The organism is Myceligenerans xiligouense (assembly GCF_003814695.1).
GTDB classification, from domain to species: domain Bacteria; phylum Actinomycetota; class Actinomycetes; order Actinomycetales; family Cellulomonadaceae; genus Myceligenerans; species Myceligenerans xiligouense.
On record NZ_RKQZ01000001.1, the window covers coordinates 3,093,143 to 3,119,053 of the forward strand.

At 73.3% G+C, this 25,911-nt stretch carries 25 protein-coding genes; 7 read left to right on the top strand and 18 right to left on the bottom strand.

Annotated elements, in window-relative coordinates; translation table 11 throughout:
- Positions 1-10: 10 nt before the first annotated feature.
- Positions 11-481, bottom strand: a complete 471-nt coding sequence (locus EDD34_RS13440) for an SAV_6107 family HEPN domain-containing protein (protein WP_246012402.1) — start codon at positions 479-481, stop codon at positions 11-13.
- A gap of 96 nt (positions 482-577) precedes the next feature.
- Here EDD34_RS13440 and EDD34_RS13445 point away from each other — a divergent pair, with 96 nt between their 5' ends.
- Complete coding sequence (locus EDD34_RS13445) at positions 578-1,498, top strand: spermidine synthase (RefSeq protein WP_123815029.1); 921 nt, start codon at positions 578-580, stop codon at positions 1,496-1,498.
- A 137-nt stretch (positions 1,499-1,635) separates the two neighbouring features.
- Here the strand turns inward: EDD34_RS13445 and EDD34_RS13450 are convergent, their stop codons facing one another.
- The 5 genes from EDD34_RS13450 to EDD34_RS13470 form a co-directional block, all read right to left on the bottom strand.
- Complete coding sequence (locus tag EDD34_RS13450) at positions 1,636-1,839, bottom strand: cold-shock protein (RefSeq protein ID WP_123815030.1); 204 nt, start codon at positions 1,837-1,839, stop codon at positions 1,636-1,638.
- Between the two features lie 197 nt (positions 1,840-2,036).
- Positions 2,037-3,032: a proteasome assembly chaperone family protein gene (locus EDD34_RS13455; RefSeq protein WP_123815031.1), complete on the bottom strand. Its 996-nt coding sequence runs from the start codon at positions 3,030-3,032 to the stop codon at positions 2,037-2,039.
- Between the two features lie 85 nt (positions 3,033-3,117).
- Positions 3,118-3,555, bottom strand: coding sequence for a response regulator (locus tag EDD34_RS13460; RefSeq protein WP_123815032.1), 438 nt, complete (start codon positions 3,553-3,555; stop codon positions 3,118-3,120).
- A gap of 65 nt (positions 3,556-3,620) precedes the next feature.
- Positions 3,621-5,315: a sensor histidine kinase gene (locus tag EDD34_RS21215; protein ID WP_246012403.1), complete on the bottom strand. Its 1,695-nt coding sequence runs from the start codon at positions 5,313-5,315 to the stop codon at positions 3,621-3,623.
- On the bottom strand, positions 5,312-6,658 hold the full coding sequence (locus EDD34_RS13470; RefSeq protein ID WP_123815033.1) for a PP2C family protein-serine/threonine phosphatase: 1,347 nt from the start codon (positions 6,656-6,658) through the stop codon (positions 5,312-5,314). Before EDD34_RS13470 ends, EDD34_RS21215 begins: the two co-directional genes overlap by 4 nt.
- A 174-nt stretch (positions 6,659-6,832) precedes the next feature.
- Here EDD34_RS13470 and EDD34_RS13475 point away from each other — a divergent pair, with 174 nt between their 5' ends.
- The 3 genes from EDD34_RS13475 (at position 6,833) to EDD34_RS13485 (ending at position 11,249) form a co-directional block, all read left to right on the top strand.
- The gene (locus EDD34_RS13475) at positions 6,833-9,091 is read left to right on the top strand and encodes a HelD family protein (protein WP_123815034.1); all 2,259 of its coding nucleotides are present in this window, start codon (positions 6,833-6,835) and stop codon (positions 9,089-9,091) included.
- 77 nt (positions 9,092-9,168) lie between these two features.
- The gene (gene serA / locus EDD34_RS13480) at positions 9,169-10,416 is read left to right on the top strand and encodes a phosphoglycerate dehydrogenase (protein ID WP_123815035.1); all 1,248 of its coding nucleotides are present in this window, start codon (positions 9,169-9,171) and stop codon (positions 10,414-10,416) included.
- A 146-nt stretch (positions 10,417-10,562) separates the two neighbouring features.
- The gene (locus EDD34_RS13485; RefSeq protein WP_123815036.1) at positions 10,563-11,249 is read left to right on the top strand and encodes a fasciclin domain-containing protein; all 687 of its coding nucleotides are present in this window, start codon (positions 10,563-10,565) and stop codon (positions 11,247-11,249) included.
- Positions 11,250-11,404: 155 nt separating this feature from the next.
- On the opposite strand, the gene EDD34_RS13490 is transcribed toward EDD34_RS13485, so the two are convergent.
- From EDD34_RS13490 to EDD34_RS13500, 3 genes are all read right to left on the bottom strand, one after another.
- The gene (locus EDD34_RS13490; protein ID WP_170177078.1) at positions 11,405-12,241 is read right to left on the bottom strand and encodes an anti-sigma factor; all 837 of its coding nucleotides are present in this window, start codon (positions 12,239-12,241) and stop codon (positions 11,405-11,407) included.
- The gene (gene sigK, locus EDD34_RS13495; RefSeq protein WP_123815038.1) at positions 12,234-12,815 is read right to left on the bottom strand and encodes an ECF RNA polymerase sigma factor SigK; all 582 of its coding nucleotides are present in this window, start codon (positions 12,813-12,815) and stop codon (positions 12,234-12,236) included. Before sigK ends, EDD34_RS13490 begins: the two co-directional genes overlap by 8 nt.
- Positions 12,816-13,025: 210 nt before the next feature.
- On the bottom strand, positions 13,026-13,970 hold the full coding sequence (locus EDD34_RS13500; RefSeq protein ID WP_211341584.1) for an alpha/beta hydrolase: 945 nt from the start codon (positions 13,968-13,970) through the stop codon (positions 13,026-13,028).
- Between the two features lie 127 nt (positions 13,971-14,097).
- On the opposite strand from EDD34_RS13500, the gene EDD34_RS13505 reads away from it, so the two are divergent.
- Entirely contained in the window at positions 14,098-15,045 is a 948-nt protein-coding gene (locus EDD34_RS13505; RefSeq protein WP_123815040.1) for an AraC family transcriptional regulator, read from the top strand.
- A gap of 60 nt (positions 15,046-15,105) precedes the next feature.
- On the opposite strand, the gene EDD34_RS13510 is transcribed toward EDD34_RS13505, so the two are convergent.
- From EDD34_RS13510 to EDD34_RS20700, 3 genes are all read right to left on the bottom strand, one after another.
- The gene (locus EDD34_RS13510; RefSeq protein WP_123815041.1) at positions 15,106-15,294 is read right to left on the bottom strand and encodes a DUF5302 domain-containing protein; all 189 of its coding nucleotides are present in this window, start codon (positions 15,292-15,294) and stop codon (positions 15,106-15,108) included.
- 110 nt (positions 15,295-15,404) lie between these two features.
- Positions 15,405-15,917, bottom strand: a complete 513-nt coding sequence (gene nrdR, locus EDD34_RS13515; RefSeq protein WP_123815042.1) for a transcriptional regulator NrdR — start codon at positions 15,915-15,917, stop codon at positions 15,405-15,407.
- Between the two features lie 134 nt (positions 15,918-16,051).
- Complete coding sequence (locus EDD34_RS20700) at positions 16,052-16,555, bottom strand: LysM peptidoglycan-binding domain-containing protein (protein ID WP_170177079.1); 504 nt, start codon at positions 16,553-16,555, stop codon at positions 16,052-16,054.
- A 178-nt stretch (positions 16,556-16,733) separates the two neighbouring features.
- On the opposite strand from EDD34_RS20700, the gene lexA reads away from it, so the two are divergent.
- Complete coding sequence (lexA, locus tag EDD34_RS13525) at positions 16,734-17,498, top strand: transcriptional repressor LexA (RefSeq protein ID WP_123815044.1); 765 nt, start codon at positions 16,734-16,736, stop codon at positions 17,496-17,498.
- A gap of 43 nt (positions 17,499-17,541) precedes the next feature.
- Here the strand turns inward: lexA and EDD34_RS13530 are convergent, their stop codons facing one another.
- The 3 genes from EDD34_RS13530 to hflX all read right to left on the bottom strand — a co-directional run bounded on the left by EDD34_RS13530 (position 17,542) and on the right by hflX (position 22,399).
- On the bottom strand, positions 17,542-18,531 hold the full coding sequence (locus EDD34_RS13530; RefSeq protein ID WP_123815045.1) for an L-lactate dehydrogenase: 990 nt from the start codon (positions 18,529-18,531) through the stop codon (positions 17,542-17,544).
- 65 nt (positions 18,532-18,596) lie between these two features.
- On the bottom strand, positions 18,597-20,717 hold the full coding sequence (locus EDD34_RS13535) for an ATP-dependent DNA helicase (protein ID WP_246012405.1): 2,121 nt from the start codon (positions 20,715-20,717) through the stop codon (positions 18,597-18,599).
- A gap of 149 nt (positions 20,718-20,866) precedes the next feature.
- Positions 20,867-22,399, bottom strand: a complete 1,533-nt coding sequence (hflX, locus tag EDD34_RS13540; RefSeq protein WP_123815046.1) for a GTPase HflX — start codon at positions 22,397-22,399, stop codon at positions 20,867-20,869.
- Between the two features lie 102 nt (positions 22,400-22,501).
- Here hflX and EDD34_RS13545 point away from each other — a divergent pair, with 102 nt between their 5' ends.
- Positions 22,502-23,122: a class I SAM-dependent methyltransferase gene (locus EDD34_RS13545; protein WP_123815047.1), complete on the top strand. Its 621-nt coding sequence runs from the start codon at positions 22,502-22,504 to the stop codon at positions 23,120-23,122.
- A 49-nt stretch (positions 23,123-23,171) separates the two neighbouring features.
- Here EDD34_RS13545 and dapF read toward each other — a convergent pair whose 3' ends face one another.
- The 3 genes from dapF to EDD34_RS13560 are packed head-to-tail and all read right to left on the bottom strand — an operon-like array spanning position 23,172 to position 25,834.
- Positions 23,172-24,113, bottom strand: coding sequence for a diaminopimelate epimerase (gene dapF / locus EDD34_RS13550; RefSeq protein WP_123815048.1), 942 nt, complete (start codon positions 24,111-24,113; stop codon positions 23,172-23,174).
- Positions 24,110-25,126 (bottom strand): tRNA (adenosine(37)-N6)-dimethylallyltransferase MiaA, encoded by a 1,017-nt coding sequence (gene miaA, locus EDD34_RS13555; protein WP_123815049.1) that lies wholly within the window; start codon positions 25,124-25,126, stop codon positions 24,110-24,112. The genes dapF and miaA overlap by 4 nt, the downstream gene beginning before the upstream one ends.
- Before the next feature lie 33 nt (positions 25,127-25,159).
- Positions 25,160-25,834 (bottom strand): hypothetical protein, encoded by a 675-nt coding sequence (locus EDD34_RS13560; protein WP_123815050.1) that lies wholly within the window; start codon positions 25,832-25,834, stop codon positions 25,160-25,162.
- Between the last annotated feature and the right edge of the window lie 77 nt (positions 25,835-25,911).

The window sequence follows — 25,911 nt, forward strand, 5'->3', positions numbered from 1 at the left end:
AGGCCCCCGCTCACGACGCCTCCGGCACGAGCCGCAGATGCGGACGGTGCGCGAAGGCCGCGTCCGGGTCCGCCAGCATCGCCACCTCGTCGCGGAAGTCCTCCGCGCACGCCACGATCTCGTCCGCGCGGGAGGCGTCCACCTCGCCGGTGCGCCCGGCGTCCACCGCCGCGCGGAGCGACGCGCCGGAGGCGAAGTAGCCGGACCAGGGCGCCAGGTCCGGTTCGACCCGGACGAGCATCTCCCAGACCGTGCGGGCCCCCGATCGCGCCGACGGGCGCCCGCGGAGCGCCAGGACCGCGGCCGCCGCACGGATGGCCGCGAGATGGGCGTGCCGGAATCGGTCCTCCGGCCGGGGCGCGGCGTGCGCCTGCGCCAGTTCCGCGTCCGCCCGGCGCAGCAGCGCACGGACGCCGGGAGGCACGGGCCGCGGCACCCGCGTGCTCGCGGCGACGACATCCGATCCCCTGCCCTGGGTCATCCCCATAATGCCCTCCGATCCGGTTCCTCACCCGTCAGTGTCGAACATTCGTTCGAACGTGTCAATCCGTCCCGTCGGCGCGAGAGACTGGACCCCATGGCCCGCCGCAAGACCCACCCCGCCCGACGCACCCCATCGAACACCGGGACACTGACATTCCCCACCGGGCCGGTCCCGATCAGCACCGGAACCGCGGAGGTGATTCGCGACCCGGATCGTCCCGATCACGTGACGCTGCACGTCAACGGGGTGCCGAGCTCGAGCCTCGACCTGGGGGACCCCGGGTTCCTCGACTTCGAGTACATGCAGCAGATGGCCGCCGTCGTCGGCCTCCTGCCCGCCGGGCCCTTGCGCGTGCTCCACCTCGGCGCCGCCGGCAGCGCCCTGGCCCGGTACGTCGAGCACGAGCGGCCCGGCTCCCGGCAGCTCGGCGTCGACCTCGACGCCCGCCTGATCGAGCTCGTGCGGGAGTGGTTCGCGCTTCCCCGCGCGCCCCGCCTGCGCCTGCGGGCCGACGACGCGGGCCGCGCGCTGGCGGGCGTGCACCCGGAGTCGTTCGACGTGGTGATCCGGGACGTCTTCGCCGGCGACGCCACCCCCGGCCACCTCGTCGGCACCCGCTTCGCGCACACGGCCCGGCGGGCGCTGCGGCCCGGCGGCGTCCTGCTCCTGAACTGCGCGGACCGGCCGCCGCTGACCGTCACGCGCCAGGAGCTCGCGAGCCTCGCCGAGGTCTTCGGCCCGTCGGCGGCGGTGTCCGGACGCCTGGCGGCGGTCGCCGAGCCCGCGATCCTCAAGGGGCGCAGGTACGGCAACGTGGTGCTGGCGGCGGTCCGGAGCGGTCCCGGGCACACCGACCTCCGGGACCCCGCCCTCGGGCGGGCCCTGCGCACGCTGGCCGTGCCCGCCACGCTGCTGGCCGGGGAGGACGCCACGCGCCTCGCCGGCACCGCGCCTCCCCTCGCGACGGCACCGGACCCGACGGCACCGGACCCGGCCGCCCCGGCACACGGCTGACCCGCGCACGACGAAGGGCCGCACCCCGCGCACGGGGTACGGCCCTTGTCAGCGCCGGAGCGACGCGTCGGCAGGTCCGGCTCCGGGCGGGAGGCCCGTTCCCCGGCTCCCGCACCGCACCGCATCCTTCGTCGGTGTCAGAGCGGGACGACCTGCTCCGCCTGCGGCCCCTTGGGGCCCTGCGTGATCTCGAACTCGACCCGCTGGGCCTCCTCGAGCGACTTGTAACCCTGCGTCTCGATCGCGGAGTAGTGCACGAAGACGTCGGCACCGCCGCCGTCCTGGGCGATGAACCCGTACCCCTTCTCCGCGTTGAACCACTTCACAGAACCCTGCGCCATGCGTCTTTCGACCTTCCGTCACTTCGTGCGGACCGAGTGCCCGCACCGTGCCGCGACGTGCCTGGGACGCACGACACACAGGGCGTGGCGCCGGCAGCTCGCAGTGCGGCGTGCGCCAGTGTGGCACGGACCATCCTTCACCGCCATGGATAACGGATATTTGTGCCCTATCGGGTACGTGAATCCGCCGTCCGGGGCTAGTCGCCGGCCCCGTCCTGCTGGGCGAGGAAACGCTCGAACTCCGCGCCGATCTCGTCGGCGGTGGGCAGCGGAGCGGACTCCGCGAGCAGGTTCGGCCGGCCGATCGACCGGGAGAAGGCGTCGTACTGCTCCTCGAGCGCCCTGACCACGGCCGCGATCTCACCCGACTCCGCCACCTGCTGCTCCACCTCGATCCGGGCGTCGACCGCCGCGGCGTCGAGGGCGCCGATCCCCAGCGCCAGGCCGGTCGTGCGCTCGATGTGCTGCAGGGCCACCACCGCCGCCGGCGGGTAGTGCGACTGCGCCAGGTAGTGCGGCACGTGCATCGTGAACCCGAGCGCGTCGTGGCCGGCCTCGCCGAGCCGCAGCTCGAGCAGGGACGCCAGCGACCCGGGCACCTTGACCGACCCGAACCACGACGTGTAGTCCTCGATCAGCCCCGACCTCGTGGCATGCGCGGTCAGCGACATCGGCCGGGTGTGCGGCACGCCCATCGGAATCCCGTGCACACCCACCGCGAGGCTCACGCCGAACCGGCGCACGAGCTGCTCCACGGCCGCGACGACCCGCTCCCACTGCAGGTCCGGCTCGGCGCCGTGCAGGAGCAGGAAGCCCGTCCCGTCCTTGTCGGTCACGTGGTCGATCGCGAGTTCCGGGGCGTCGTACCCGACCCAGCGGTCGCTGTCGAACGTCATCGTGCCGCGCTTGCTGCGGTAGTCGAGCAACTGGTCGATGTCGAAGGTCACCAGGCGCTCGGTGGCCAGTTCGCCGACGAGGTGCTCGACGGCGATCTGTCCCGCCGCGCCCGCGTCCACGAACCCGCGCATCGAGTGGACCAGGACCGGGCCCTCGCCCCGCCCCGCGACGCCGCGACGCTCCGCCACCTCGGAGCCTGGACCGGCCCCGGGGAGCTCGTCGCCGGGGGCGTGCGCGCTCAGGGTCCGCGCCACGGCGGCCTCGTCAACCTCGTAGATTTTCTGCGGATCCAGCACGATCTCTTCCCCGTATCCTTCTCGACGATCCCTGGTGCGATCATGACAACAACGGCACGGGGGAGGAACTTCCCGCGACCGGTGCCTAGTGTCCGGGGCGCAGCACCGTCGAGACGAAGAACTCGTCGATCTGCCGCACCACGGCCTGGAACTTGTCGAAGTCCACCGGCTTGGTCACGTACGCGTTCGCGTGCAGCGAATACGACCCGACGACGTCCTCCTGCGCGTCCGACGTGGTGAGCACCACGATCGGGATGTGCCGCAGCATCGGATCGTTCTTCACGACGGCGAGGACCTCCATGCCGTCCATCCGGGGAAGGTTGAGGTCCAGGAGCACGAGGTCGGGCTCGGGGGCGTCGGCCCACCGTCCCTGCTTGCGCAGGAACTCGAGCGCGGCCACGCCGTCGCCGGCCACCGAGACGTTCACCGGGGTCTCGTGCTCCGCGAACGCCTCCTGCGTCATCAGCACGTCGCCAGGGTCGTCCTCGACCAGGAGGATCTCGATCGGCCTACGGTCTTCCACCTGAGGTCCTCCCCGAACGACAGCATTCGTGTCACCGCACCGGCCGCGTACGCGACCGATCCGGCTCACCCGAGGGTAGTGGACTGGGCGCGTTCGGTCGATGTGCGCCGGCCTCCGGCCGAGGTCATGGTCCTGGCCAGGGTGAACCGCACGGTCGTGCCGCCCCCCTCGGTGGGCTCGATCCAGATGTGGCCCCCGTGATGCTCCACGATGCGTTTGACGAGCGCCAGGCCGATACCCGTCCCCGAGTACTCACCCCTCGGATGCAGCCGCTGGAAGATCACGAACACGCGATCCGCGTACTGCGGCTCGATGCCGATCCCGTTGTCCACCACCGAGATCTCCCACGCCGTGCGCATGGACCGCACCTCGATGTGGACGGCCGGGTCCCGCTCCGGCTCGCGGAACTTCAGCGCGTTCGACAGCAGGTTCGCCAGCACCTGGTGCAACAGGCGCGGCTCGCCGCGCACCGTCGGCAGCGGGTCGTGCGTGATCGTCGCGCCGGCCTCCGCGATCCGCTCCGACAGGTCGGCCTCCACCCGGCCGAGCACCTCGTCGAGGTCGACGGCGGCGTGCTCCTCCCCCGAACGGCCCACCCGGGAGAAGCTCAGCAGGTCCTTGATGAGCTCCTGCATCCGCTTGGCGCCGTCGACGGCGAACTCGATGTACTGGTGGGCCTTGTCGTCGAGCGAGTCCCCGTAACGCTGCTGGAGCATCTGGCTGAAGCCCGCCACCTTGCGCAGCGGCTCCTGGAGGTCGTGCGACGCGACGTACGCGAAGTGCTCGAGGTCCCGGTTGCTGCGCTCGAGCTCACGTGCCTGGTCCGTGAGCATCACGTGGGCGTTCTCGACCTCCTGCTGCGCGAGGCGCATGTCCTCCATGTGGTGCAGCAGCTCGCGGCGCATCCCCTCCACGTGCAGCGACAAGGACATGATCTCGCCGGCGCCCACGGGTCTGATCTCCGTCTCGATCGAGCCGGCCGCCACCGTGCGCACCGCCCGCGTGAGGATGGCCGCCGGCTTGATCACCCACGTCTCGAGGGCCAGCCACATCAGGGTCCCCAGCAGGACCACGACCAGCGCCAGGGTCATGATCGCGCCGACCAGCACCGCGTCCCAGGACTGCCGCTCGGCCAGTGTCACCGCCCGCGCCTCGCTCAGTGCCTCCAGGTACTCCTCCACGTCGTCGCGGGCCCGCGCGACGCTCGCCCGGCCGGCGGTGACGGGGGGCACCGTCAGCTCGGCCTCCTCGACGCACTCGGCGCGCGCCTCCTCGCGGTCCTCCTCACTGTCCTCCCGGCCGTCGAGGGCGGCGACGCGCGCCTCGTCGATCGCCGCGACGGTCGGGCGCGCGAAGTCGTCCAGCCACGCGGTCGTCGACCGGGTGGCGCGCTCCCGGGCCCTGGCGACCTCCGGGTGGGCGTCGAGGATCCGCTGGTCGATGTCCAGACCGAGCAGGTCCGGGTCGGCGGCGGTCCGGCGGTACGGCTGGAGCACCTCGGGGCTGCAGGTCGCGTAGTAGGAGCGGACCGACGGTTCGGCGTCCACGAGCGCCAGCCGCGCCTGGTCGCCGTCGGCGAGGGCGTCGAAGTACGCCCCTTCGAGGAGCTTGCTGGCCTGTGCCGCCTGTGACCAGGCGAGCAGCGCGACGATCAGCGCGAGGACGATGGCGGTCGCCACCGAGCCCTGGAGCCGTATCAGCCTGCGACGCATCGACACCTGGGCGAGTGGCCTCTCCCAGGGCTCCGGCAGGACGGTCATTCGCGACCCCACTCGGTGGAGTCGGCCAGGGTGGAGGTGCGCTCGGCGGGGCCCGCGTCGGCGTCGGCGTCCCAGCCCGCGAGCAGGAGCGCGGCGTCGTCGGCCAGCGGACCGCCGTGGAGCGTCCGCACGCGGCGCAGCACGCGGGGTACGACGTCGTGGCTCCCGCCGTCGAGCTCGGCGGCCAGCACGGCCCGCAGGCCGTCGACGCCCAGGCGCGGCAGGTGCCCCCGCTCGTCCGGTGCGGTGGGGGTGCCGTCGTCGTCCACGGTGATCTTGGCCTCGACGAGGCCGTCGGTGAAGAGCACCACGGTCCACGACCCGGGGAGCACGACCCGGGACGCCTCCCACGACCCCGACGCCGGGATCCCGAGGGCACGGCCGCGCCCGACGGCGGTCAGCTCGGCGCACTCCGTGCCGTCGTCACCACGTGTCGCGAGCAGCGGGGGCATGTGCCCGGCCAGGTAGACGTCCATGACATCGCGGCCTGCCGCCACCACGACCTGGCACAACGTGACGAACACCTCCGGGCCGTGCCGCTCGGGCAGGAGCACCCGCTCCATGAGCGGCAGGATGTCGCCGGGGTCGGTGCCCGACAGCACGAGGGTGCGCCAGGCGGTCCGCATCGAGGCGCCGAGCGCCGCCTCGTCCGGGCCGTGGCCGGCCACGTCGCCGACGACGATCATCAGCGTCCCGTCCGGACGCTCGACGGCGTCGAAGAAGTCGCCACCGAGCAGCCCGTTCCCGCCGGGCAGGTAGCCGACCATGAGCGAGATCCGGTCGTCGCGCACCACCGCCTCGGGAAGGAGCGCGCGCTCGAGGCGCATGGTCTCGGCGGCACGCACCTCGCTGCGGTAGAGCGCCAGTTGCTGGGCCGCCGAGCGCCGCCGGAGCGTGGCGTAGCGCAGGGCCCGGGCGAGCCGGTCGCCGTCGACCTCACCCTTGACGAGGTAGTCGTCCGCGCCGACCGCCATCGCCGTGGTCCCCGCGCCCGCGCAGGCGTCGCCGGTCAGGACGACGACGGCCGGCGGCACGGGCAGGGAGTCCACGTGCGCGACCACACGCTCCAGCGCGCTCAGGCCCACGGCGTCGGGCAGGCCGAGATCCAGGAGGAGGCAGTCGACGCGGATGGTGTCCAGGACCCGCAGCGCCTCGGTGACGCGCCGCGCCCGGTGCATCTCGGCGCGCACCCCGCCGCGCGCGAGCAGGTCGGTCACGAGGATGGCGTCGGCGTCGTCGTCCTCGACGAGCAGGAGGGTGAGCGTCTCGGGCGGCTCCGGCGGGAGCGAGCGAGGAATGTCGTCGACCGCGTCGTCACGCGGTGTTGCCCCGGCCGGGTCCATGGCCGCGATCCTACGCACGGAGACGCCGCCGTGTCAGTGCCGGGATTGTCATCGTGTGTGGCGACCGCGAGCCTCTTGACCTCCGGGGGATAATGGTCGGTCGGTCTTTCACGACCGACTACTGACCGACCCCAGGCCCGGCAACGGTCCGGCCAAGATCACGGAGGTCCCCGCGTGACCGGTATCGGGAACGAGTTGAGCCACGAACAGGCTGTGGTCGACGTCCTGTATGCCCGCCTCGACGAGCTGCGCGAGGCCACGCGCCGACGGCTGCGCGACGTGCGCATGCAGGGCGCCGTCGGCACGCACCAGAACCGCAGCGAGCGCGACGCGTTCGCCACCCTGTACGAGGACCGCGCCGCGCAGCTCGACGCGGTCGAGGACCGGCTCGCGTTCGGCCGCCTGGACCTGGAGGGCGACGAGGTCCGCTACGTCGGCCGGATCGGCCTGAACGACGCCGACCACCGCGGGATCCTGACGGACTGGCGCGCCCCTGCGGCGGAGGCGTTCTACCGCGCGACCGCGCTGCACCCCGCCGGTGTCCGGCGCCGGCGGCACCTGGTGACCAAGGGGCGCACGGTGACGGGGCTGGAGGACGAGGTCCTGGACCTCGACTCGGGCATCGAGGCGGAATCGCTGTCCGGCGAGGGCGCGCTGCTGGCCGCTATGGCGACGGGACGCACCGGCCGGATGACCGACATCGTCGCGACCATCCAGGCCGAGCAGGACCTGATCATCCGGTCGGAACTGACCGGCGCGCTGGTGGTGCAGGGCGGGCCGGGTACCGGCAAGACCGCCGTGGCGCTGCATCGCGCGGCTTACCTGCTGTACGCACACCGGCGGCTGCTGGAGCGGTCGGGCGTGCTGCTGGTCGGGCCGAACCGCGCGTTCCTGCGATACATCGACCAGGTGCTGCCGTCACTCGGCGAGACCGGCGTGGTGGCCACGACGATCGCCGAGCTGATCCCGGGGGTCGAGGCGTCCGGCGTGGACGAGCCCGGCGTCGCGCGCGTCAAGGGGCGCCCGCTGTGGCGCCGCGTGATCCGGCGGGCCGTGCGCGCGCGGGAGCGGGTGCCCGCCGCCGATCTCCCCGTGCGGGTCGAGGGCCACGACCACGTGATCCGCCGGGACGACGTGCGGGACGCCATCGCCCGTGCGCGGCGGTCGCACAAGCCGCACAACGAGGCCCGCACCACGTTCGTCAAGGACATGCTGGGGCGGCTGGCCGATCAGGTGCGGGACGTCGACGGCACACGGCTCGCCGCCGAGGACCGGGCCGCGCTCGTCGAGGACCTGCGCGAGCACCGCGACGTCCGGGTCGCCCTGAACCTGGCCTGGTTCCCGATCACCCCGGAGAAGCTGCTGGAGGACCTGTACGCGAAGCCGCACCGGCTCGCCGAGGCGGCGCCCGAGCTGAGCGAGGCGGAGCGCGCCCTCCTGCGGCGTGCGCCCGGCAGCGGCTGGACCGAGTCCGACGTGCCCCTGCTCGACGAGGCGTACGAGCTGCTCGGAGAGGACGACGCGCTGGCCCGGGCGGAGGCCGCCCAGGCCGTGGCCGCCCAGGCGGAGGCGCTCGAGCACGCACGGAACGTGCTCGCGTCCGGCGCGGCGAGCACGATGATCCCGGTCGACGCCGAGACCCTCGCCGCGCGGTTCACCACGTCGGGGCCGTCGCTCACCACCGCCGAGCGCGCTGCCGCCGACCGCCGCTGGACGTTCGGGCACGTCGTCGTGGACGAGGCGCAGGAGCTCTCGCCGATGGCGTGGCACGCCCTGGCGCGTCGCGTCCCGACCCGGTCGATGACCATCGTCGGCGACGTCGCGCAGACCTCCTCGCCCGCCGGAGCACGCGACTGGGCCGCGATGCTGAACCCGCTGCTGCGCCAGAGCTGGCGGCTCGCCGAGCTGACCGTTTCCTACCGGACCCCGGCGGCGGTGGCCGACACCGCGCAGCGGGTCGCCCGGGCGGGTGGCCTCCCGGTCAGCGACCTGGTCGCCGCGCGGGACGTGGACGACGCCCTCGTGCTCGTCCGGGTCCGCGACCGTGAGGTCGCGGCGCCCGACGTGGCGCACGAGGCGGCGACGCTCGCCAAGGAGTTCGTCGAGCCGGAGGCCGGCCGCATCGCCGTGGTCACCCCCGCGCACCGGACGCGGGAGGTCGCCGAGGCCCTGGCCCGGGCCCTGCCGGCGGCGCTGGGCGACGCGGAGGCCGAGCGCATCGGCGCCCAGCGCCCCGAGGACCGCCAGGTCACGGTGCTCACCCCGCACGAGACGAAGGGGCTCGAGTTCGACGCCGTCGTGCTGGTGGAGCCCCGGCGGATCGCGGCCGGCCCGGGAAGCCTGAGCGACCTGTACGTGGCGATGACCCGGCCCACCCAGCGGCTCGTCGTCGTCCACGCCGAGGAACTGCCGGAGGGGTTCACCGAGGGCTGAGACCGGGGCCCCGGACGGCACCGTCCGGATCACGGAACACGTTTGTCTCAGGGAGCGGCACGGAGCACGATGACCTCGTGCACCGTGCCCTCCTGCTCGAGAACATCCATCCCGGCGCCGCCGCCAACCTCGAGGCCGCAGGCTTCGAGGTGGACACCCGCAAGGGCGCCCTGGACGAGGACGAGCTGATCGCCGCCCTCGACGGCGTCCACCTGCTCGGCATCCGCTCCAAGACCCAGGTGACCGAGAAGGTGCTGTCCTCCACCGACTCCCTCCTGGCGGTCGGCGCGTTCAGCATCGGGACCAACCAGATCGACCTGACCGCCGCCGCCCATCGCGGCATCGCGGCGTTCAACGCGCCGTTCTCCAACACGCGGTCGGTCGTCGAGCTCGCGATCGCCGAGATCATCGGGCTCACCCGCCGGCTGCCCGAGCGCGACAAGGCGCTGCACGCCGGGGTGTGGGAGAAGTCCGCGACCGGTTCGCACGAGGTCCGGGGGCGCACGCTCGGGATCATCGGCTACGGCAACATCGGCTCGCAGCTCTCCGTGCTCGCGGAGAACCTCGGCATGTCCGTGGTCTTCTACGACCTGCAGGAGAGGCTCGCGCTCGGCAACGCCCGGCGCGCCGAGACGCTGGAGGACCTCCTCGCGACGTCCGACGTCGTCACCCTGCACGTCGACGGGCGCTCCGGGAACGCCGGCATGTTCGGCCCCGAGCACTTCGCGGCGATGAAGCCCGGCGCGATCTTCCTCAACCTGTCGCGCGGGTTCGTGGTCGACGTCGAGGCGCTGCGCGACAACATCACGTCCGGGCACCTCGCGGGAGCGGCGATCGACGTTTTCCCGTCCGAGCCCAAGAAGTCGGGCGACCAGTTCGACTCGGTGCTGCGCGGCCTGCCGAACGTCATCCTCACGCCGCACGTCGGCGGCTCGACCGAGGAGGCCCAGGAGGCGATCGGCCAGTTCGTGTCGAAGAAGCTGCGCGACTACATCCTCACCGGGTCCACGATGCTGTCGGTCAACCTGCCGACGCTCCAGCTCGAGCACACCGGGACCGGCCGCATCGCCCTGCTGCATCGCAACGTGCCCGGTGTGCTGGCGCAGGTCAACCAGATCTTCGCGGACCACGGCGCGAACATCGAGGGCCAGATGCTCGCCACCCACGGCGACCTCGGCTACGTGGTCACGGACATCTCGGACGTCTCGCACCGCGGGGCCTCGAAGAAGCTCATGGCGATGGACACCACGGTCCGCCTGCGCATCAACGACCAGTTCGAGCGACCGGAGTTCCCGCCGGGCCCGGCGGCGCTGACGCACCGCTGACGCGCCGAGCCGCCGGCCAGCGGGATGACGGTGCTGGTAGCCGGTGGAAACTGGTCGCGATCCGACCCCATCCGCCGGGTCGACGGTTCCGAACCAGGTGCGAGACGCCCCGTGTCCCGCGGGGCGGCAACACCGAGGAGAGAACCATGAACGCTCGCACCCGCACCTCCCGCGCCGTCGTCGGCCTGGCCCTCGTGTCCGTGCTCGGCCTCGCCGCGTGCAGTTCCGCCGACGACGGCGCGTCGGAGTCCGAGGAGACCACCGCCGCCGAGGAGGAGGCGATGGCCGAGGACATGAGCGAGGAGACGGAGGACATGGACGAGGACCTGGCCGACCCGGCCGCCGACCTCGTCGGCCCGGCCTGCACGGACTACGCCGAGCAGGTGCCGGACGGCGCCGGCTCCATCACCGGCATGGCCACCGATCCGGTCGCCGTTGCCGCCTCCAACAACCCGCTGCTCTCCACGCTGGTCGCGGCCGTGAGCGGCGAGGTCAACCCCGACGTGGACCTGGTCGACACGCTGAACGGCGACGAGTTCACCGTCTTCGCGCCGGTCGACGAGGCCTTCGAGGCCATCGACGCCGACACGATGGACACCCTGTCCGAGGACGCGGACATGCTCACGAGCATCCTCACCTACCACGTGGTGCCCGGCCGGCTCACCCCCGACCAGGTGGCCGGCGAGCAGACCACGGTCCAGGGCGAGACCGTCGAGGTGACCGGTAGCGGCGACGAGCTCATGGTGAACGACGCCGACGTCGTCTGCGGCGGTGTGATGACGCAGAACGCGACGGTGTACCTGATCGACTCCGTGCTCATGCCGTCGATGTGACCCCGCCCGCGGTCGCCCCGCCCGGCGGGGCGACCGCGGTTCGCCCCAGGGGCCCGAACGGACGAGGAGCGCCTGTCCATGACGGACAGGCGCTCCTCGTCCGTTCGGGCTTCTCGTCCGGCCGGGCTCCGCCTCGGCCCGGGCGCGGCGCGACGTCAGGCGGCGAGAACCACGATCGGCTCCGTGGTGGGCTGTTCCGAACCGGCCTCGGGCTCGACCGTCACGGCCAGGCCGACCCCGCCCGACGCCCGCACGAACGACGACGTCTCGCCGCGGCTCAGCTCGAGCACACCCGCCGACGACACACTGCCGTCCGCCGCGACCACCCAGAGCTGATAGGCCTCGCCCTCCCCAGGATCGGGAAGCCCTTCGGCGTGGAAGAACATGTCGTCGCCGGCGACGAGCACGGAGGCCTCGCCGCCGCCCTCGACCGCGCCCCGCAGGATCGCGCTGTCGGGGTCGCCCAGCATCTCCGACACCGCTTGGACCTGGTCACGCATGCGGTCGCGCTCGTCGGCCAGCTGCACGGCGACCGTCGTCGGGACGGCGATCGCGACTGCCGCGGCGACGGACGCCACCGCGGTGCCCCAGCGCCGGCGACGTCGGCGGCGGGCGTCGTCGAGCGCCACGACGACGCCTTCCCCGCCCGTGGCCGACCCGTTGTCCGCCTGTCGCCGAGGCTGCGCCGCCGCGCCCGTGACCCCGGGGCCGGCGGCCGACGGCGGGCCCTCGGCCGGCCCCGCCTGCGGCGTGGTCCGCACCTTCTCCAGCACGCTCGCCCGCAGGCTCGCGGGAGGCTCGGCCTCGACCACGAACGACGCGACGACGTCGCGGTACTCGTCGAGCGCGCGACGCGCGTCGGCGTCCGACTCGAGCAGCCGCTCGACGGAGCGGCGCTCCCGCTCGTCGAGGGCGTCCAAGGCGTACCCGGGCAGCAGGTCCCGGGCGTCGGCACGCGGGTTCTCCGGCCCGCCGCTCGTCTCGTCAGCCACGACGCACCCCCAGGCAGTCACGCAGCCGGTTGAGCCCGTCGCGGATCCGGCTCTTCACCGTGGGGAGGGCGGCGTCGAGCCGCTCCGCGACCTCACGGTAGGTGAACCCGCCGTAGTAGGCGACGACGACCGCCTCGCGCTGCGTGGGCGTCAGGCCCTCGATGCAGCGGCGCACGGCGGATCCTTCGAGGCGCCGCTCGACGTCCTCGGCCACGACGTCGCGTCCTGGCTCCCCGACCCGCAGGTCGGTGTCGCGCTGGTCCCTCTCGCGCCGTGCCTGCTCCGACCGGACACGGTCGACGGCACGACGGCGTGCGAGGGTCGCCACCCAGGTGCGGGCGGAGCCTCGCGCCGGGTCGAACCGGGCTGCCGTCTGCCACACCTCCACCATCACCTCCTGGGTCACTTCCGCCGCGTGGTCGGGGTCACGCAGCACGCCGAGCGACGTGCCGTAGGCTACCGGCCCCAGCGCGTCGTACACGGGGGTGAACGACGCGGGGTCGCCTCCGGCGCAGGCCGCGAGCATCGCGTCGACGGTGTCGCGCGACGAGGTCCGAACGGGTGGTGATGCCACCGCCCCAGTTTGCCCTACGAGCACCTCCGTCCGTGTCCCCAGGCATGGTTCGGTGCCGGAACGGTCCCGGATGGGTGACCTCCGTCACCGGCCCGGTGGCGCGGAACAGCTCCTCGGCCCGACACGGCCTCGGAGATGTGTGACGTCGCCGGCCTCGTGGGCGCGCCCGGCCCGTCCGGCAGCCGGCCGCGCGCGCCTCAGCGTAGGGCGTCAGCGCGCAGACCCCCGGACGACGGCGCCCAGCTTCTCCGCGTAGAAAACTCCGAGCCGCTCGACCGCCTGGTCGACGTACGCCGGCCGGTCGTACAGGTCGTAGTGCGACGCGCCCTCGATGACCTGCAGATCCTTCGGCCCAGGCGCTCTGCGGAACAGCTCGTGGCCGTCACGGTAGGAGCCGAACGATCCGACCCGGTCCCCGACGATCACCTGCAGCGGCTGCGTCAGCAGTTCCTCCACGAGGTGGAAGGCGTCGAACCCCAGGAGGGGCGCCGCGCCGCGGAACAGGAACTGGTTGGACGAGCGCGGGTGCGCCCCCCGGGACGTGCGGTAGTAGTCGACCGCGCCCAGCACGTCGAGATCCGTGAGCCCGGCCCGTACGGCCTCCTCCCCGCTGTCCGGCGTCCACGGCGTGATCAGCGGCTCCTCCCCGCGCGCCTCGGCGGTGCGCTGCCGCGCCGCCGCGTCCAGCGTCCGGCCGACGGCGCCTTCCGGCCCGCCGGTCTCCCGGTAGGCGCGGCCGATGTTGATCACCGAGACCACCCCGACCGCCCGGATCCGGTGGTCCGTCAGGGCGGCGCTGACGGCGTACCCGCCGCCCGCGCACACGCCGAGCACGCCGATCCGCCGCTCATCCACGTAGCCGAGCGTCATGAGGAGGTCGACCGCGGACCGGACGTCCTCGACCCGGACCGCAGGGTCCTCCAGGAAGCGCGGTGCGCCACCGCTCTCCCCCTGGTGCGAGGCGTCGAACGCGATCGCCACGTAGCCCAGCTCGGACATCCGCCGGGCGTAGAGCCCGGAGGTCTGCTCCTTCACGCCGCTGCCCGGGTGGACGCTCACGATCGCGGCGTACCTCTTGCTCTTGTCGAAGTCGGCGGGGAAGTAGATGTTCCCGGCGACTTCGACGCTTCCGTTCTTGAAGGTGACCCGCTCCATCATCGATCCTGCTTCCGGTCGTTCTGGTTCCCGGACGCCCCTCTTGGCCGTCCACGAACCATCCTGGTCGACCGATTCAGCACTTTGAATGCTTCTGGGTGCCGCATTCTTGATCTAGAGTCTGGTCATGCAGCGCGACCCGCTCTCGGAGACCCTCGCTCTCGCCGACGCCCGGAACGTGATCTCGGGCGAGTTCCGGGCCGGTGGCAGCTGGGCCGTCCGGTTCCGCCCCGATGCGCCCGTCAAGCTGGACGCCGTCGTGCACGGAGCCACCTGGCTGGTGGTCGATGACGCCCCACCGGTGCGCATCGTCGCGGGCGACGCCGTGGTGCTCAACGGCGCGAGCTCCATGGTGTTCTGCAGCGACCTCGGGCTGCGGCCGGTGGACGCGGCCGACGAGCCGCCACCCGCGGCGGGCCGGGCCGCCCGGCACGGCGACGCCGAGCGCGACGACGTCGTCGTCCTCGGCGGACACGTCGACCTGGACCCGGCCACGGCCGGGATGTTCACGTCGGCGTTGCCGCTCGTCACCCACGTCAGCGCGGCGAGTGCCGAGGCGGCCGAGATGCGGCGTCTGCTGCAACGGATCATCGAGGAGAGCACGAGCGACCGGCCCGGCGCCGGGTTCGCCACGAACCAGCACGCCCAGCTGCTCCTGCTCCAGGTGCTGCGCGTCGGCATCGAGCGCGACGCCCTGACCCGCCCCGGATGGCTGCGCCTGCTCGCGGACCCGCAGCTGCGCCGCGCGGTGTCGGCCATGCATGCCGAACCCGGCCGCGCCTGGGGGCTCGACGACCTGGCCTCCGCCGCCGGGATGTCGCGCAGCCACTTCGCCCACCGGTTCCGGGAGGTCTCCGGGCAGCCCCCGCTGAACTACCTGTCCGGCTGGCGCATCCGGCTGGCCCAGCGGGCCCTGCTCGAGCCCGGCACGACGGTCGCCGCACTGGCCGGACGTCTCGGGTACGCGTCGGAGAGCTCGTTCAGCCACGCCTTCACCCGGGTCACCGGTGCGTCGCCGAGCCAGTTCCGGTCCCGGAACCGGTCCCGGTCGAACCCTCCGGGGCGCGCCACATGAGGTACGACAAAGGCCGCCGGCCAGGTCAGACACCCGGTCGGCGGCCTCGGTCGACCAGCCTCAGCCGCTCTTGCGGCGGAACATCTTCTGCACGGGGCCCGTGGTCTCCGGGCCGTGCACCGCTCCGGTGTTCCGCTCCGCCTCGGCCGTGCGGTGGCTCGCGCTGTTCTTGCGCTCCAGCGCCTCGCGGAACTTCGCCTTGGCGTCCTCGCTGGGCGCGGTGCCGCGATCGTTGCTCTCGGACGTCACACCGACCACCTCCTCGTCGTCTCAGGATCCCTGGCCGGGTCCGTGCGACCAGCCTCTCCCGCGCGGACGAGAAGCGCCAGCCCTTTTCCCGCGGCTCCGCGCGACGCCCGTCACACCGGCTCGGCGTGGGACGCGTCGTCCGCGTCGCCCTGGCCGGGCTCGCGCCCCGGAAGCACCTCGGCGTCCTTGCGCAGGTCGGTGATCGCCGCCTCGAAGTCCTCCAGCGACGAGAAGTCCTGGTAGACGCTGGCGAAGCGCAGGTAGGCCACCACGTCGAGCTCCCGCAGCGGCCCCAGGATCGCCTTGCCGATCTCGTTCGCCTCGATCTCCGCGCTGCCGGTGCTGCGCAGCGTCTCCTCGACGCGCTGGGCGAGGAGCGCCAGATCGTCGTCGCTCACCGGACGCGGCTGGCATGCCTTGCGCACGCCCGTGGCGATCTTGTCCCGCACGAACGGCTCCGTCGCCCCAGACCGCTTGACCACGGTCAGGCTCGCCGTCTCGATGGTGGTGAAGCGCTTGTGGCACGCCGGGCACTCCCGCCGGCGGCGGATCGACGAACCGTCGTCCGACGTCCGCGAGTCCACTACGCGAGAGTCACCGTGACGACAGAACGGGCAGTGCATGCGGTCTCCTGCGGGCTCGTCCAGCGACCGGGTCCTCCCGGTCGGGACTTGACCGTATGCGGGCAAACCGCACCCATGCAACACGACTGCAGCGATATGCCGAGAACGTTGCCGACCTCACTGCCGGCCGGCGGTCATCCGGCCGGGACGTAGAGGGTCTGCCCCACCGTCAGGCCGCCGGTCGGCAGACCGTTCAGCTCCTGCAGCTCGCGCACGACATCGCGCACGTCCTGGCCGGGCTCCGCGACGGACGCGGCCAGCCCCCAGAGCGTCTCCCCGGGCTCGACGGCGTGGGCACGCACCTCGACCGGATCCACGGGCGAGCTCGCCACCGCCGTCGCGCCCCACACCACCGGAGCCGCCACGACCAGCGCGACGACGGCGACGGCGAACCTGCCCCTGGCGGTGAGCCGCAATCCCTCGAGGCCGAGACGGGCGGCGAGACTCCGCCCACCAGGGCTCGGAGCCGAGGCCGCCGGGGCCCTGTCGTCCGGCCGCGCGGACGCCGGGCGGGCGGCCGGGACGGCTGCCGCATCCTCCAGCGGCGGCACCACCCGCAGATGGCGCCTGCCCGCCCGGGATGCCGCGCCCCGCGACCTCCCGAGCCCGTGGTGCTCCAGCGTGGTCGAGGTGCTCATGACCGCCTCCCGAAGTAGCCTGTCGAACACTTGTCCGTCGCACAAGCGTACGACGAACACTCGTACCATTGTGTAACACGCGACACCGTTCGTGTCGAGACACGCTCGAACATCCGTTTGAGATTCGCCTGAACCCGGTCTAGAGTTGGCGGCATCAAACGACGAGGAGGGCCACAGCATGACGGGACGTGAGAGGACGCCGGGCATGATGCCGGGAAGCCTGGGCAGTGTCGGCACCATCGCCCGGAACGACGAACCGCTCGATCTCGGCGCCGCCGCCGATCGTCTGACCCCCCGCCAGCGCAAGGTGCTGGGCTGCATCCGTGAGTCGTTCGAGGCACGCGGATACCCGCCGTCGATGCGCGAGATCGGTGATTCGGTCGGCCTCGCGAGCCCGTCGAGCGTAAAGCATCAGCTCCAGGTACTCGAGCGCAAGGGCTTCCTGCGCCGGGACCCGAACCGCCCGCGCGCGATGGAGCTGGTCGATCCCGAGTCGGGAGCGCGCCAGAACCCGCAGCCGGGTGAGGTGCACTGGGGCGGGGCCGCGGAACAGTCCGAGTCCGCCCCGCCGGCGTCGTACGTCCCGCTCGTGGGCCGGATCGCCGCGGGCGGTCCCATCCTCGCCGAACAGGCCGTCGAGGACATCTTCGCGCTCCCGCGCCAGGTGGTCGGCGACGGCGAGCTCTTCCTGCTCAAGGTCGCGGGCGACTCCATGGTGGACGCCGCGATCTGCGACGGCGACTGGGTCGTGGTGCGCCGCCAGAACGTCGCGGAGCAGGGCGAGATCGTCGCGGCGATGATCGACGGCGAAGCCACGGTCAAGACGTTCAAGCAGGCCGACGGGCACGTCTGGCTCATGCCGCAGAACTCGGCCTACGAACCCATCCCCGGCGACGAGGCCCAGATCCTCGGGCGCATCGTCGCGGTGCTGCGCAGCCTGTGACGCCCCGCCGGGTCAGCACGCGGGGTGCTGGCCCGGCAGCACGTCACAGCCCGAACCGCTGCTGGATCGCGCGCACGCGCTCGGCGGAGGCGCGCAGGTCGTGCAACTCGCCGTCGGACAGCGGCACCTCGATCGTCTCGGCCGCCCCGCGGCGGTCGACGAGCGCCGGCACCGAGAGGCAGACGTCGCGGATCCCGTAGTAGTCGTCCAGGTACGAGGACACCGGCAACACCCGGTGCTCGTCCTTGAGGACGGCCTCGATGATCCGGGTCCCGGCCAGGCCGATCGCATAGTTCGTGGCGCCCTTGCCCTCGATGATCCGGTAGGCCGACTGCACGACGTCGCCGGCGATGCGGGTCCGGAGTTCCTCGTCGAGCGCGGGCCTCCCGGCCAGCCCCGTCCACTCCAGCAGGGGCACCCCGCCGATCGACGCCGAGCTCCACAGGGCGATCTCCGAGTCCCCGTGCTCCCCGGCGATGTAGGCATGGACGTTGCCGACCGCCACCCCCGCCTCCCGCGCGATCGCTTCACGCAGCCGCGAGGTGTCCAGCACCGTCCCGCTCCCGAAGACCCGCTCCCGCGGCAGACCCGAGAACTTCTGTGCGGCGTACGTGACGACGTCGACGGGATTGGTCACCATCAGGAAGATCGCGTCGGGCGCCACGTCGACGAGGGCGGGCAGGATCTCTCTCGTCAGGCCGACGGTCGACTCCGCCAGCTCGAGGCGCGTCTGGCCGGGTTTCTGTTTTGCCCCCGCGGTCACGACGACGACATCGGCTCCCTCGCACACGGCGACGTCGTCGGATCCGACGATCTCCGCCTGCGGCACGAACATCTGGCCGTGCTGGAGGTCGAGGACCTCCGCGTCGACCTTCGCCTTGTTCACGTCCATCAGTGCCACGGAGCGTGCGGTTCCCCGGGCGAGTGCCGCGTACGCGAGCGTCGTCCCGACCGCGCCGGCACCGACGACGGCCAGCTTCGTCGTCCTGGCTCCGGATGGGTGCGCGGTGGTGACCTCGTCGGCTGCTGTCACGATTCCTCCTGGTGGATGGCGGTCGGGGCGCCGGCCCGGTGAAGGGTGCGACACCGCACGGAAATCTACGTGTCGAGCCTGGCCAGCGCTGCGCGGACCAGCCCTCGGTCGGTGGTCGGCCAGAAGGCGGGCATCGACCGCACCAGAAAGGACGCGTACCGGGCGGTCGCCAGGCGCGGGTCGAGCACGGCGACCACGCCGCGGTCCCCCGTCCCGCGGATCAGGCGCCCGGCGCCCTGGGCGAGCAGCAGCGCGGCATGCGCCGCCGACACCGCCATGAACCCGTTCCCGCCGGCCTGCTCGATCGCCCGGGCGCGTGCCGCCTTGACCGGATCGTCCGGCCGGGGAAACGGGATCCGGTCGATGAGGACCAGCTGACACGACGGACCGGGCACGTCCACCCCCTGCCACAGGGACAGGGTGCCGAACAGACAGGTGGCCGGATCCTCGGCGAACTCCCGCACGAGGGTGGGGAGCTGGTCGTCACCCTGCGCGAGGATCGGGACGTCGAGCCGCTCCCGCATCGCCTCCGCCGCGGCCGTCGCCGCCCGGCGGGACGAGAACAGGCCCAGCGTGCGACCACCCGCGGCGGTGACGAGCTCAGCGATCTCGTCGAGCTGCGCGTCCGTGGTCGGCTCCCGGCCCGGCGCGGGCAGATGCCGGGCGATGTAGCAGATGCCCTGCTTGCCGTAGTCGAACGGGCTGCCGACGTCGATCCCCTTCCACGCGGCGGCCTCGGCGTCGTCGTCCGACCCGGCACCGCCTGCCGCGGCGCCCTGACGGCCCAGCCCGAAAGTGCTCGCGATCGCGTCGAACGTGCCGCCCAGCGCCAGGGTCGCCGAGGTGAGCACCCCGGTCGCCGTCCCCAGCAGGTTCGTCCGGATCAAGCCCGCGACATGCAGGGGGGCGGCATGGAGCCGCGAGACCGACTCCCCGAACCCGCCCCAGCCGGAGTCCGGCCGGGTCAGCCAGAGCACGTCCGCGGTCGTGTCCTCCGCCGCCATCCGCTCGGCCACCTCGAAGAGCTGCAGCACCGCTCCCTGAGCGAGCTTGAGCCCCGGATCGGCGTCGTTCCCCGACGCGCCCGGCCCCCTGTCCTGCTTCTCCGGCTTCAGCTCGCTGAGCACGGCCCGCGCCGCGTCGCGCACGACGCCCACCGCGTCGCGCAACTCTCCGGCCAGGCCGCGCGGGAAGCGGTCACCGGGCGCGGTGACCAGGACGGTGCCCAGCGCGGTGCCCGCGTCCTCGAGCGCGGTGGTGTCCGCGCCGCCGTGCCGCCGGGCCAGGCGGGCGGCATGGTCCACCGACGCCGCCGAGAGCTCCACCGTGGCCGACGCCGTCACCCGGTCGACCAGCTCGTGCGCCTCGTCGACCACGACGACGTCGTGCTCCGGCAGCACGTTCGAGTTCCCGGAGGCCGCGATGCCGAGCATGGCGTGATTCGTCACGACGACGTCGGCCTCGCGGGCCGCGGCCCGGGCCTGGTCGGGGAAGCACTCCGCGAGCATCGGGCACTTGCCGCCCAGGCACTCCAGCGCGGTCACCGACACCTGCCGCCACGCCTTGTCCGGCACGCCCGGCACCAGGTCGTCGCGGTCGCCGCTGTCCGTCTCCCCGGCCCAGGCGTGCAACCGGCGGACATGATCGGCGAGCGAGGCGGTGTCGTCACGGCCGCGGCGCCCCCGCCCGCCCCCGCTGCCGCCCCGCGTGCTCGGCGGCTCCGGGGCGGCGTGGTCCTCCGCGCCCGACAGGTCGAACAGCGTCGTGTCGTCACCGGGATAGCCCCCGCCGACCTTGTGCTTGCACAGGTAGTTGTGCCAGCCCTTGAGCAGCGCGATCCGCGGCTCCCGCGACAGCCGCGGGGCGACGGCCTCGGCGACGAGGGGCAGGTCGCGGGTGATCACCTGCCGCTGCAGGGCCAGGGTGGCGGTGGAGACGACGACGCGCTCCCCCGCCGACACCGCGTGCCGCACCGCCGGCACCAGGTAGCCGAGCGACTTTCCCGTACCGGTCCCGGCCTGCACGAGCAGGTGCTCGCCGGACTCGATCGCCTCCGTCACCGCCCGGGCCATGTCGTGCTGCCCCTCGCGCCGACCGCCGCCGAGCGCGCCTACCGCGAGGTCGAGCAGGTCATCGACCTCGGGAACGTCGGTACTGGTGGCGGGCGCGTCAGCGGGGATGGTCACGGCATCGATCGTACGGCCAGGCACTGACAGTGTTCTCCCGAGCCGCCGGACTCCGTCGTGCTCTGCTCCTGCGTCGCCTGCGCGCGCCGTCGCCCGCTGCGCATCCGGCGGCCGGGGACCGGTTCCGCGGCTCAGGACCGCTCCGAACGTCAGGACGCCGCAAGCGCCGCCCGGCTCAGCTCGGCGGCCAGCTGCTCGTCGACGCGGCCGCGCACCAGCGTGCCCGTGGCCACGTGCTCGGTGTGGTCGATGTCGCCGTGCTCGTGCACGCGGTGCACGAGGTCCCCGCGCGAGTACGGGATCACGACGTCGATCTCCACGCCGGGGCGGGGCAGCTCGGCGGCGATCCGTGCCCGGAGCTCGGCGATCCCTTCGCCGGAGTGGGCGCTGACCACTGCCGTGTTCCGTTCGCGGCGCTGGATCCGTCCCACGACCTCCGGGTCGGCGACGTCTGCCTTGTTCAGCACCACGATCTCGTGCACGTCGTCGATCCCGGGGATCTCGGCGAGCACCTCGCGGACGGCGGCGATCTGCCCTTCCGGGTCGGGGTGGGAGGCGTCCACGACGTGCAGCAGCAGGTCGGCGTCGCCCACCTCCTCCAGGGTGGAGCGGAACGCCTCGACGAGCTGGTGCGGCAGGTGGCGCACGAAGCCGACGGTGTCGGCCAGCGTGTACACCCGGCCGTCCTCCGTCCGCGAGCGCCGCACGGTCGGGTCGAGGGTGGCGAACAGTGCGTTCTCCACGAGGACGCCGGTGCCGGTGAGGGCGTTGAGCAGGGACGACTTGCCGGCGTTGGTGTAGCCGGCGATGGTCACGGCGGGGATGGCGTGCCGCTTGCGGCTGAGTCGCTTCGTCTCGCGGGCGGGTTTCATCGCGGCGATCTCGCGGCGGAGCTTGGCCATGCGGTTGCGGATGCGGCGGCGGTCCAGCTCGATCTTGGTCTCACCGGGGCCGCGGGAGCCCATGCCCGCCCCGGCGCCGCCCACCTGTCCACCGGCCTGCCGGGACATCGACTCACCCCAGCCGCGCAGGCGCGGCAGGAGGTATTCGAGCTGGGCGAGTTCGACCTGGGCCTTGCCCTCCTTGGACTTGGCGTGCTGGGCGAAGATGTCGAGGATGAGCGCCGTGCGGTCGACGACCTTGACCTTGATGACGTCCTCCAGCGCGCGGCGCTGGGAGGGGGCGAGTTCGCCGTCGACCACCACGGTGTCGGCGCCGACGTCGCGGACGACGCCGGCCAGCTCGGCGGCCTTGCCGGATCCGAGGTAGGTGCCGGGGTCGGGCTTCTGGCGGCGTTGCAGCAGGCCGTCGAGGACTTCGGACCCCGCGGTCTCGGCGAGGGCGGCGAGTTCGCGCATCGAGACCTCGGCCTCGCGCGACGCGGCCTCGCCGCCGGCGTAGAGGCCGACGAGGACGACCTTCTCCAGTCGCAGCTGCCGGTACTCGACCTCGGTGACGTCGTCGAGCTCCGTGGAGAGCCCGGCGACGCGGCGCAGCGCGCTGCGCTCCTCCAGGTCGAGCTGGTCGCCGTCGTGCGCGGCGTGGACGGTTTCTCCGTCGGAGCGCGCGGTCCCCGCCCGAGCGAGCACCCGCGCCACGACGTCGTTCGCGATCGCCTGGGCGCCTCGCGGGTCGGCCGGCTCGGTGGCCGGGGCTTCGGGTTCGGTCGGGACGTGGGTCATGTAGTGCCTTCCTCCGGGGTACGTCTTCTGCAACAAGGATCCCACGGGTTCTCGTCCCGGTTCCAGGGCAATATCTGCCGGGCGGTCTCCTAGGATCGACGCGTGCCCCAGGACGACGCCGGATCTCACGACCACTACTTCAGCGCGCGGCCGGCCTCGGCCGGCGACCTGCGCTCCATCGCGGTCCGGATCGCCGGGCGGGAGGTCGAGGTCGACGTGGCGGCCGGCGTGTTCTCGCCGGGCGGCATCGACAAGGGGACGCGGGTGCTGCTGGCGGAGGTCCCGGTGCCGCCGGTCGGCGATCTGCTGGATCTCGGGTGCGGCTGGGGCCCGCTGAGCCTGACGATGGCGTCGCAGTGCCCGGAGGCTCGTGTCTGGGCGGTGGACGTGAACGAACGGGCCCTGGACCTGGTGCGCCGCAACGCCGCACGCCTCGGCCTGGACAACGTCCGCGCGGTCACGCCCGACGAGGTGCCCGACGACGTCCGGTTCTCCGCCGTGTGGTCCAACCCCCCGATCCGGGTCGGCAAGGCGGTGCTGCACGAGATGCTCGGCCGGTGGCTGCCCCGCCTGGCACCGGATGCGGAAGCCTGGCTCGTGGTGCAGAAGAATCTCGGCGCGGACTCGCTCGCGCGCTGGATCTCGGACGAGCTGGCCCTGCCGGTCGGCCGGGAGGCGTCGTCGAAGGGATTCCGGATCCTGCGGGTCTCGGCGCCCGCCTGAACCGCAGGAGGGCCCGTTCCGACGGGACGGCCGGACCGCCCGTCCGGCGTCAGACCTCCAGCGACCCCGTGAACACGAGTTCGGCGGGCCCCGCGAGCTCGACGTGGCCGTCGCTCAGCGCCCGCACCCGCACCTCACCGCCGGGGACCTCGACGAACCAGGTGTCGGGCGCCGCGTTCCCCTGCCAGGCACGCACCGCGAGCGCCGCGGCGCAGGCACCGGTACCGCAGGACTGCGTCTCGCCCACGCCGCGCTCGTGCACGCGCATACAGATGCGGCCGGCGGGCTCGCCGCCGGGCGCGCGCTCGTCGCCGAGCGGCACGACCAGTTCGACGTTCGTGCCGTGCGGCGGCGTGGGCACCACCTCGGGCGCGTCCGTCAGGTCGAGGCGCTCCAGCTCGTCGGCGCTGGGCAGCGCGACGACGGTGTGCGGGTTGCCGAGGTCCACCGAGAGTCCGGGGCGGGGAGTGGTCCAGCCGCGCACCACGACCCCGGCGTCGTATCCGGCCGTGCGGGCCTCGTCGCCGCCGGGCAGGAACCAGGGGCCCATGTCCACGGCGTACCAGCCGTTCGGTTCCTTGCGTACCCGCTTCACCCCGGCGCGGGTGCCCAGCGCGAAGCCGTCACGGGAGGCGTCCTGCCCGCGTCCGCCGTCGGCGGCGAACGAGACGTAGCCGAGCTTCTCGGCGAAGGCGGCGAAGACGCGGACACCGTTGCCGCACATCTCGGCGATCGAGCCGTCGGCGTTCCGGTAGTCCATGAACCAGATCGCGGCGGGGTCCTCCGCGAGGATCTCGTCGCCGATCGCGTCGCCGGCGCCGGCGATCGAGGCGGTGGAGGTGAGCCGGATGACGCCGTCGGCCCCGACACCGCCGCGACGGCTCGTCAGGCGCCGCACGAGGTCGCCGTCCAGGTCGAGCTCGTCCTTCGGGTCGGCGACGAGGACGAAGTCGTTGTGCGTGCCGTGTCCCTTGGTGAACTCGATCTTCATGCGCCAAGGGTACGGCGAACGGGGCCTTCCCCGGGACGGGGCAGGGAGCCGGCGTCGGCGGCGGCCACCACGGCGAGCGCGTCGTCGAGCAGGGTGGGCGATCCGGCGTCCAGCCAGTGCACGCGCGGGTCCCGGCCGAACCAGCCCATCTGCTTGCGGGCGAGCCGGCGCGTGTTCGCCGTGATGGCGGTGCGGGCGTCGTCCTCGCCGAGCTCGCCGCGGAACCACGCGAGGATCTCGGCGTACCCGACGGCGCGGGCCGCCGTCGTGCCCAGTCCGGGCCCCGTGCCGCCCTGCTCGGGCGACGCGAGGCGCCGCACCTCGTCGACCAGGCCGGCGTCCCACATGTGCGCGACCCGCGCCTCGACGCGCGCGTCCAGGGTCGCGCGGTCGCAGTCGAGGCCGATCTGCACCGCGGGCCGGACGTATTGCTGGCGGGGCAGGTTTGCCGTGTACGGCGCGCCGGTGATCTCGATGACCTCCAGCGCCCGCACGATCCGGCGGGTGTTCGCGGGCCCGATCGCCTCGGCCGCGGCGGGATCCCGCCGTGCGAGCTCGGCATGCAGGGCGCGGCGTCCCTCGCGCTCGGCGCGGTCCTCGAGCCCGGACCGGATAGCGGGATCGGTGCCGGGGAAGTTCATCTCGTCGAGCAGGGCGCGCACGTACAGGCCGCTGCCGCCGACGACGACGGCCCGGGCGCCGCGTTCCCCGATCGCGTCGAGGTCGGCGCGGGCGGCGCTCTGGTAGCGCGCCACGGAGGAGTCCTCGTGCGGGTCGAGCACGTCGAGCTCGTGGTGCGCGATGCCGCGTCGTTCGTCCCGGGGAACCTTCGCGGTCCCGATGTCCATGCCGCGATAGAGCTGGTAGGCGTCGGCGTTGACGATCTCGGCGGGTGCCCGGCCGCGGACCGGTCCCCCGGCGGCCGGACCGCCGGGGCCGAGCGCCGCGGCGAGATCCAGCGCCAGGTCCGACTTCCCGGTTGCGGTGGGCCCCACGACGGCGACGACGATCACGTCCGCGACTCTATCGGCGGCCGCACGCTGCCGTCAGCCGACCGTGCAGGTCGTCAGCCGGTACTCCGGGGGGAGGTGATCGTGGTGCTGCGGGAACGTCCGGGTCTCGCGGGTCCACGAGTCCGCCCCGGCAGCCGCCAGGACGGCCGCGACGCCCGGGGCGAGCCCGTCCGGGCCACGCGGGGCCGCCGCCGCGGGGCCGGGCGCTCCCCCGGACGTGACGACGAGGGTGCCGCCGGCCGCGAGATGGGCGGCCACGGCCGCACCCGCCCGCGGTGCCGGATCGTCGGGGACGACGCCGGGGGTGCCGGAGCGGGGGGCGTCCGTGCCGGGCCGGCGCGGCTCGGCCGGTACCTCCAGGGCGAGGACGTCCGCCGCCGGCTCCCCCAGGGCCATGCCGAGGCAGAGCAACGCCACCGAGGCGGCGGTCCCGGCAGGCGTCCTGGCGCGGTGCGCCGCCCAGGGGGCCGGCACGTCGCCGGGCAGCATGACGTCGGCGATGCCGGCGGCCGCGAGCGAGGGCCGGAACGCCTCGGGCCCCCGGGCCGGGCCGGAGCCGTGCGCGAGCACCAGGGGCGGCCCCGCCTCCGCCAGGCTCGCGAGCGCCGCGCAGGCGGCGAGCCGTACCGGTGCCAGCGGGTCCGCGACGCCGGCGGCCCCCGGTACGAGCAGGGCCGTCGCGGGCAGGATCACGGCTCGAGTGAACACCTGGTTCACGGTAGTCGAACGCCTGGTCGAGACGCTTCCATGAGAAGACTTTCTCGAATCCTTGGGTGAAGGCCGCC

Bases quoted from the DNA above. Each gene is read 5' to 3' on its own strand.
- EDD34_RS13485 (WP_123815036.1), top strand. From the start codon at position 10,563: ATGAACGCTCGCACCCGCACCTCCCGCGCCGTCGTCGGCCTGGCCCTC.
- lexA (WP_123815044.1), top strand. From the start codon at position 16,734: ATGACGGGACGTGAGAGGACGCCGGGCATGATGCCGGGAAGCCTGGGC.
- EDD34_RS13505 (WP_123815040.1), top strand. From the start codon at position 14,098: ATGCAGCGCGACCCGCTCTCGGAGACCCTCGCTCTCGCCGACGCCCGG.
- EDD34_RS13445 (WP_123815029.1), top strand. From the start codon at position 578: ATGGCCCGCCGCAAGACCCACCCCGCCCGACGCACCCCATCGAACACC.
- EDD34_RS13440 (WP_246012402.1), bottom strand. From the start codon at position 481: ATGACCCAGGGCAGGGGATCGGATGTCGTCGCCGCGAGCACGCGGGTG.
- EDD34_RS13500 (WP_211341584.1), bottom strand. From the start codon at position 13,970: ATGGAGCGGGTCACCTTCAAGAACGGAAGCGTCGAAGTCGCCGGGAAC.
- EDD34_RS13450 (WP_123815030.1), bottom strand. From the start codon at position 1,839: ATGGCGCAGGGTTCTGTGAAGTGGTTCAACGCGGAGAAGGGGTACGGG.
- nrdR (WP_123815042.1), bottom strand. From the start codon at position 15,917: ATGCACTGCCCGTTCTGTCGTCACGGTGACTCTCGCGTAGTGGACTCG.
- hflX (WP_123815046.1), bottom strand. From the start codon at position 22,399: ATGACCCACGTCCCGACCGAACCCGAAGCCCCGGCCACCGAGCCGGCC.
- EDD34_RS21215 (WP_246012403.1), bottom strand. From the start codon at position 5,315: ATGACCGTCCTGCCGGAGCCCTGGGAGAGGCCACTCGCCCAGGTGTCG.
- EDD34_RS13470 (WP_123815033.1), bottom strand. From the start codon at position 6,658: ATGGACCCGGCCGGGGCAACACCGCGTGACGACGCGGTCGACGACATT.
- dapF (WP_123815048.1), bottom strand. From the start codon at position 24,113: ATGAAGATCGAGTTCACCAAGGGACACGGCACGCACAACGACTTCGTC.
- EDD34_RS20700 (WP_170177079.1), bottom strand. From the start codon at position 16,555: ATGAGCACCTCGACCACGCTGGAGCACCACGGGCTCGGGAGGTCGCGG.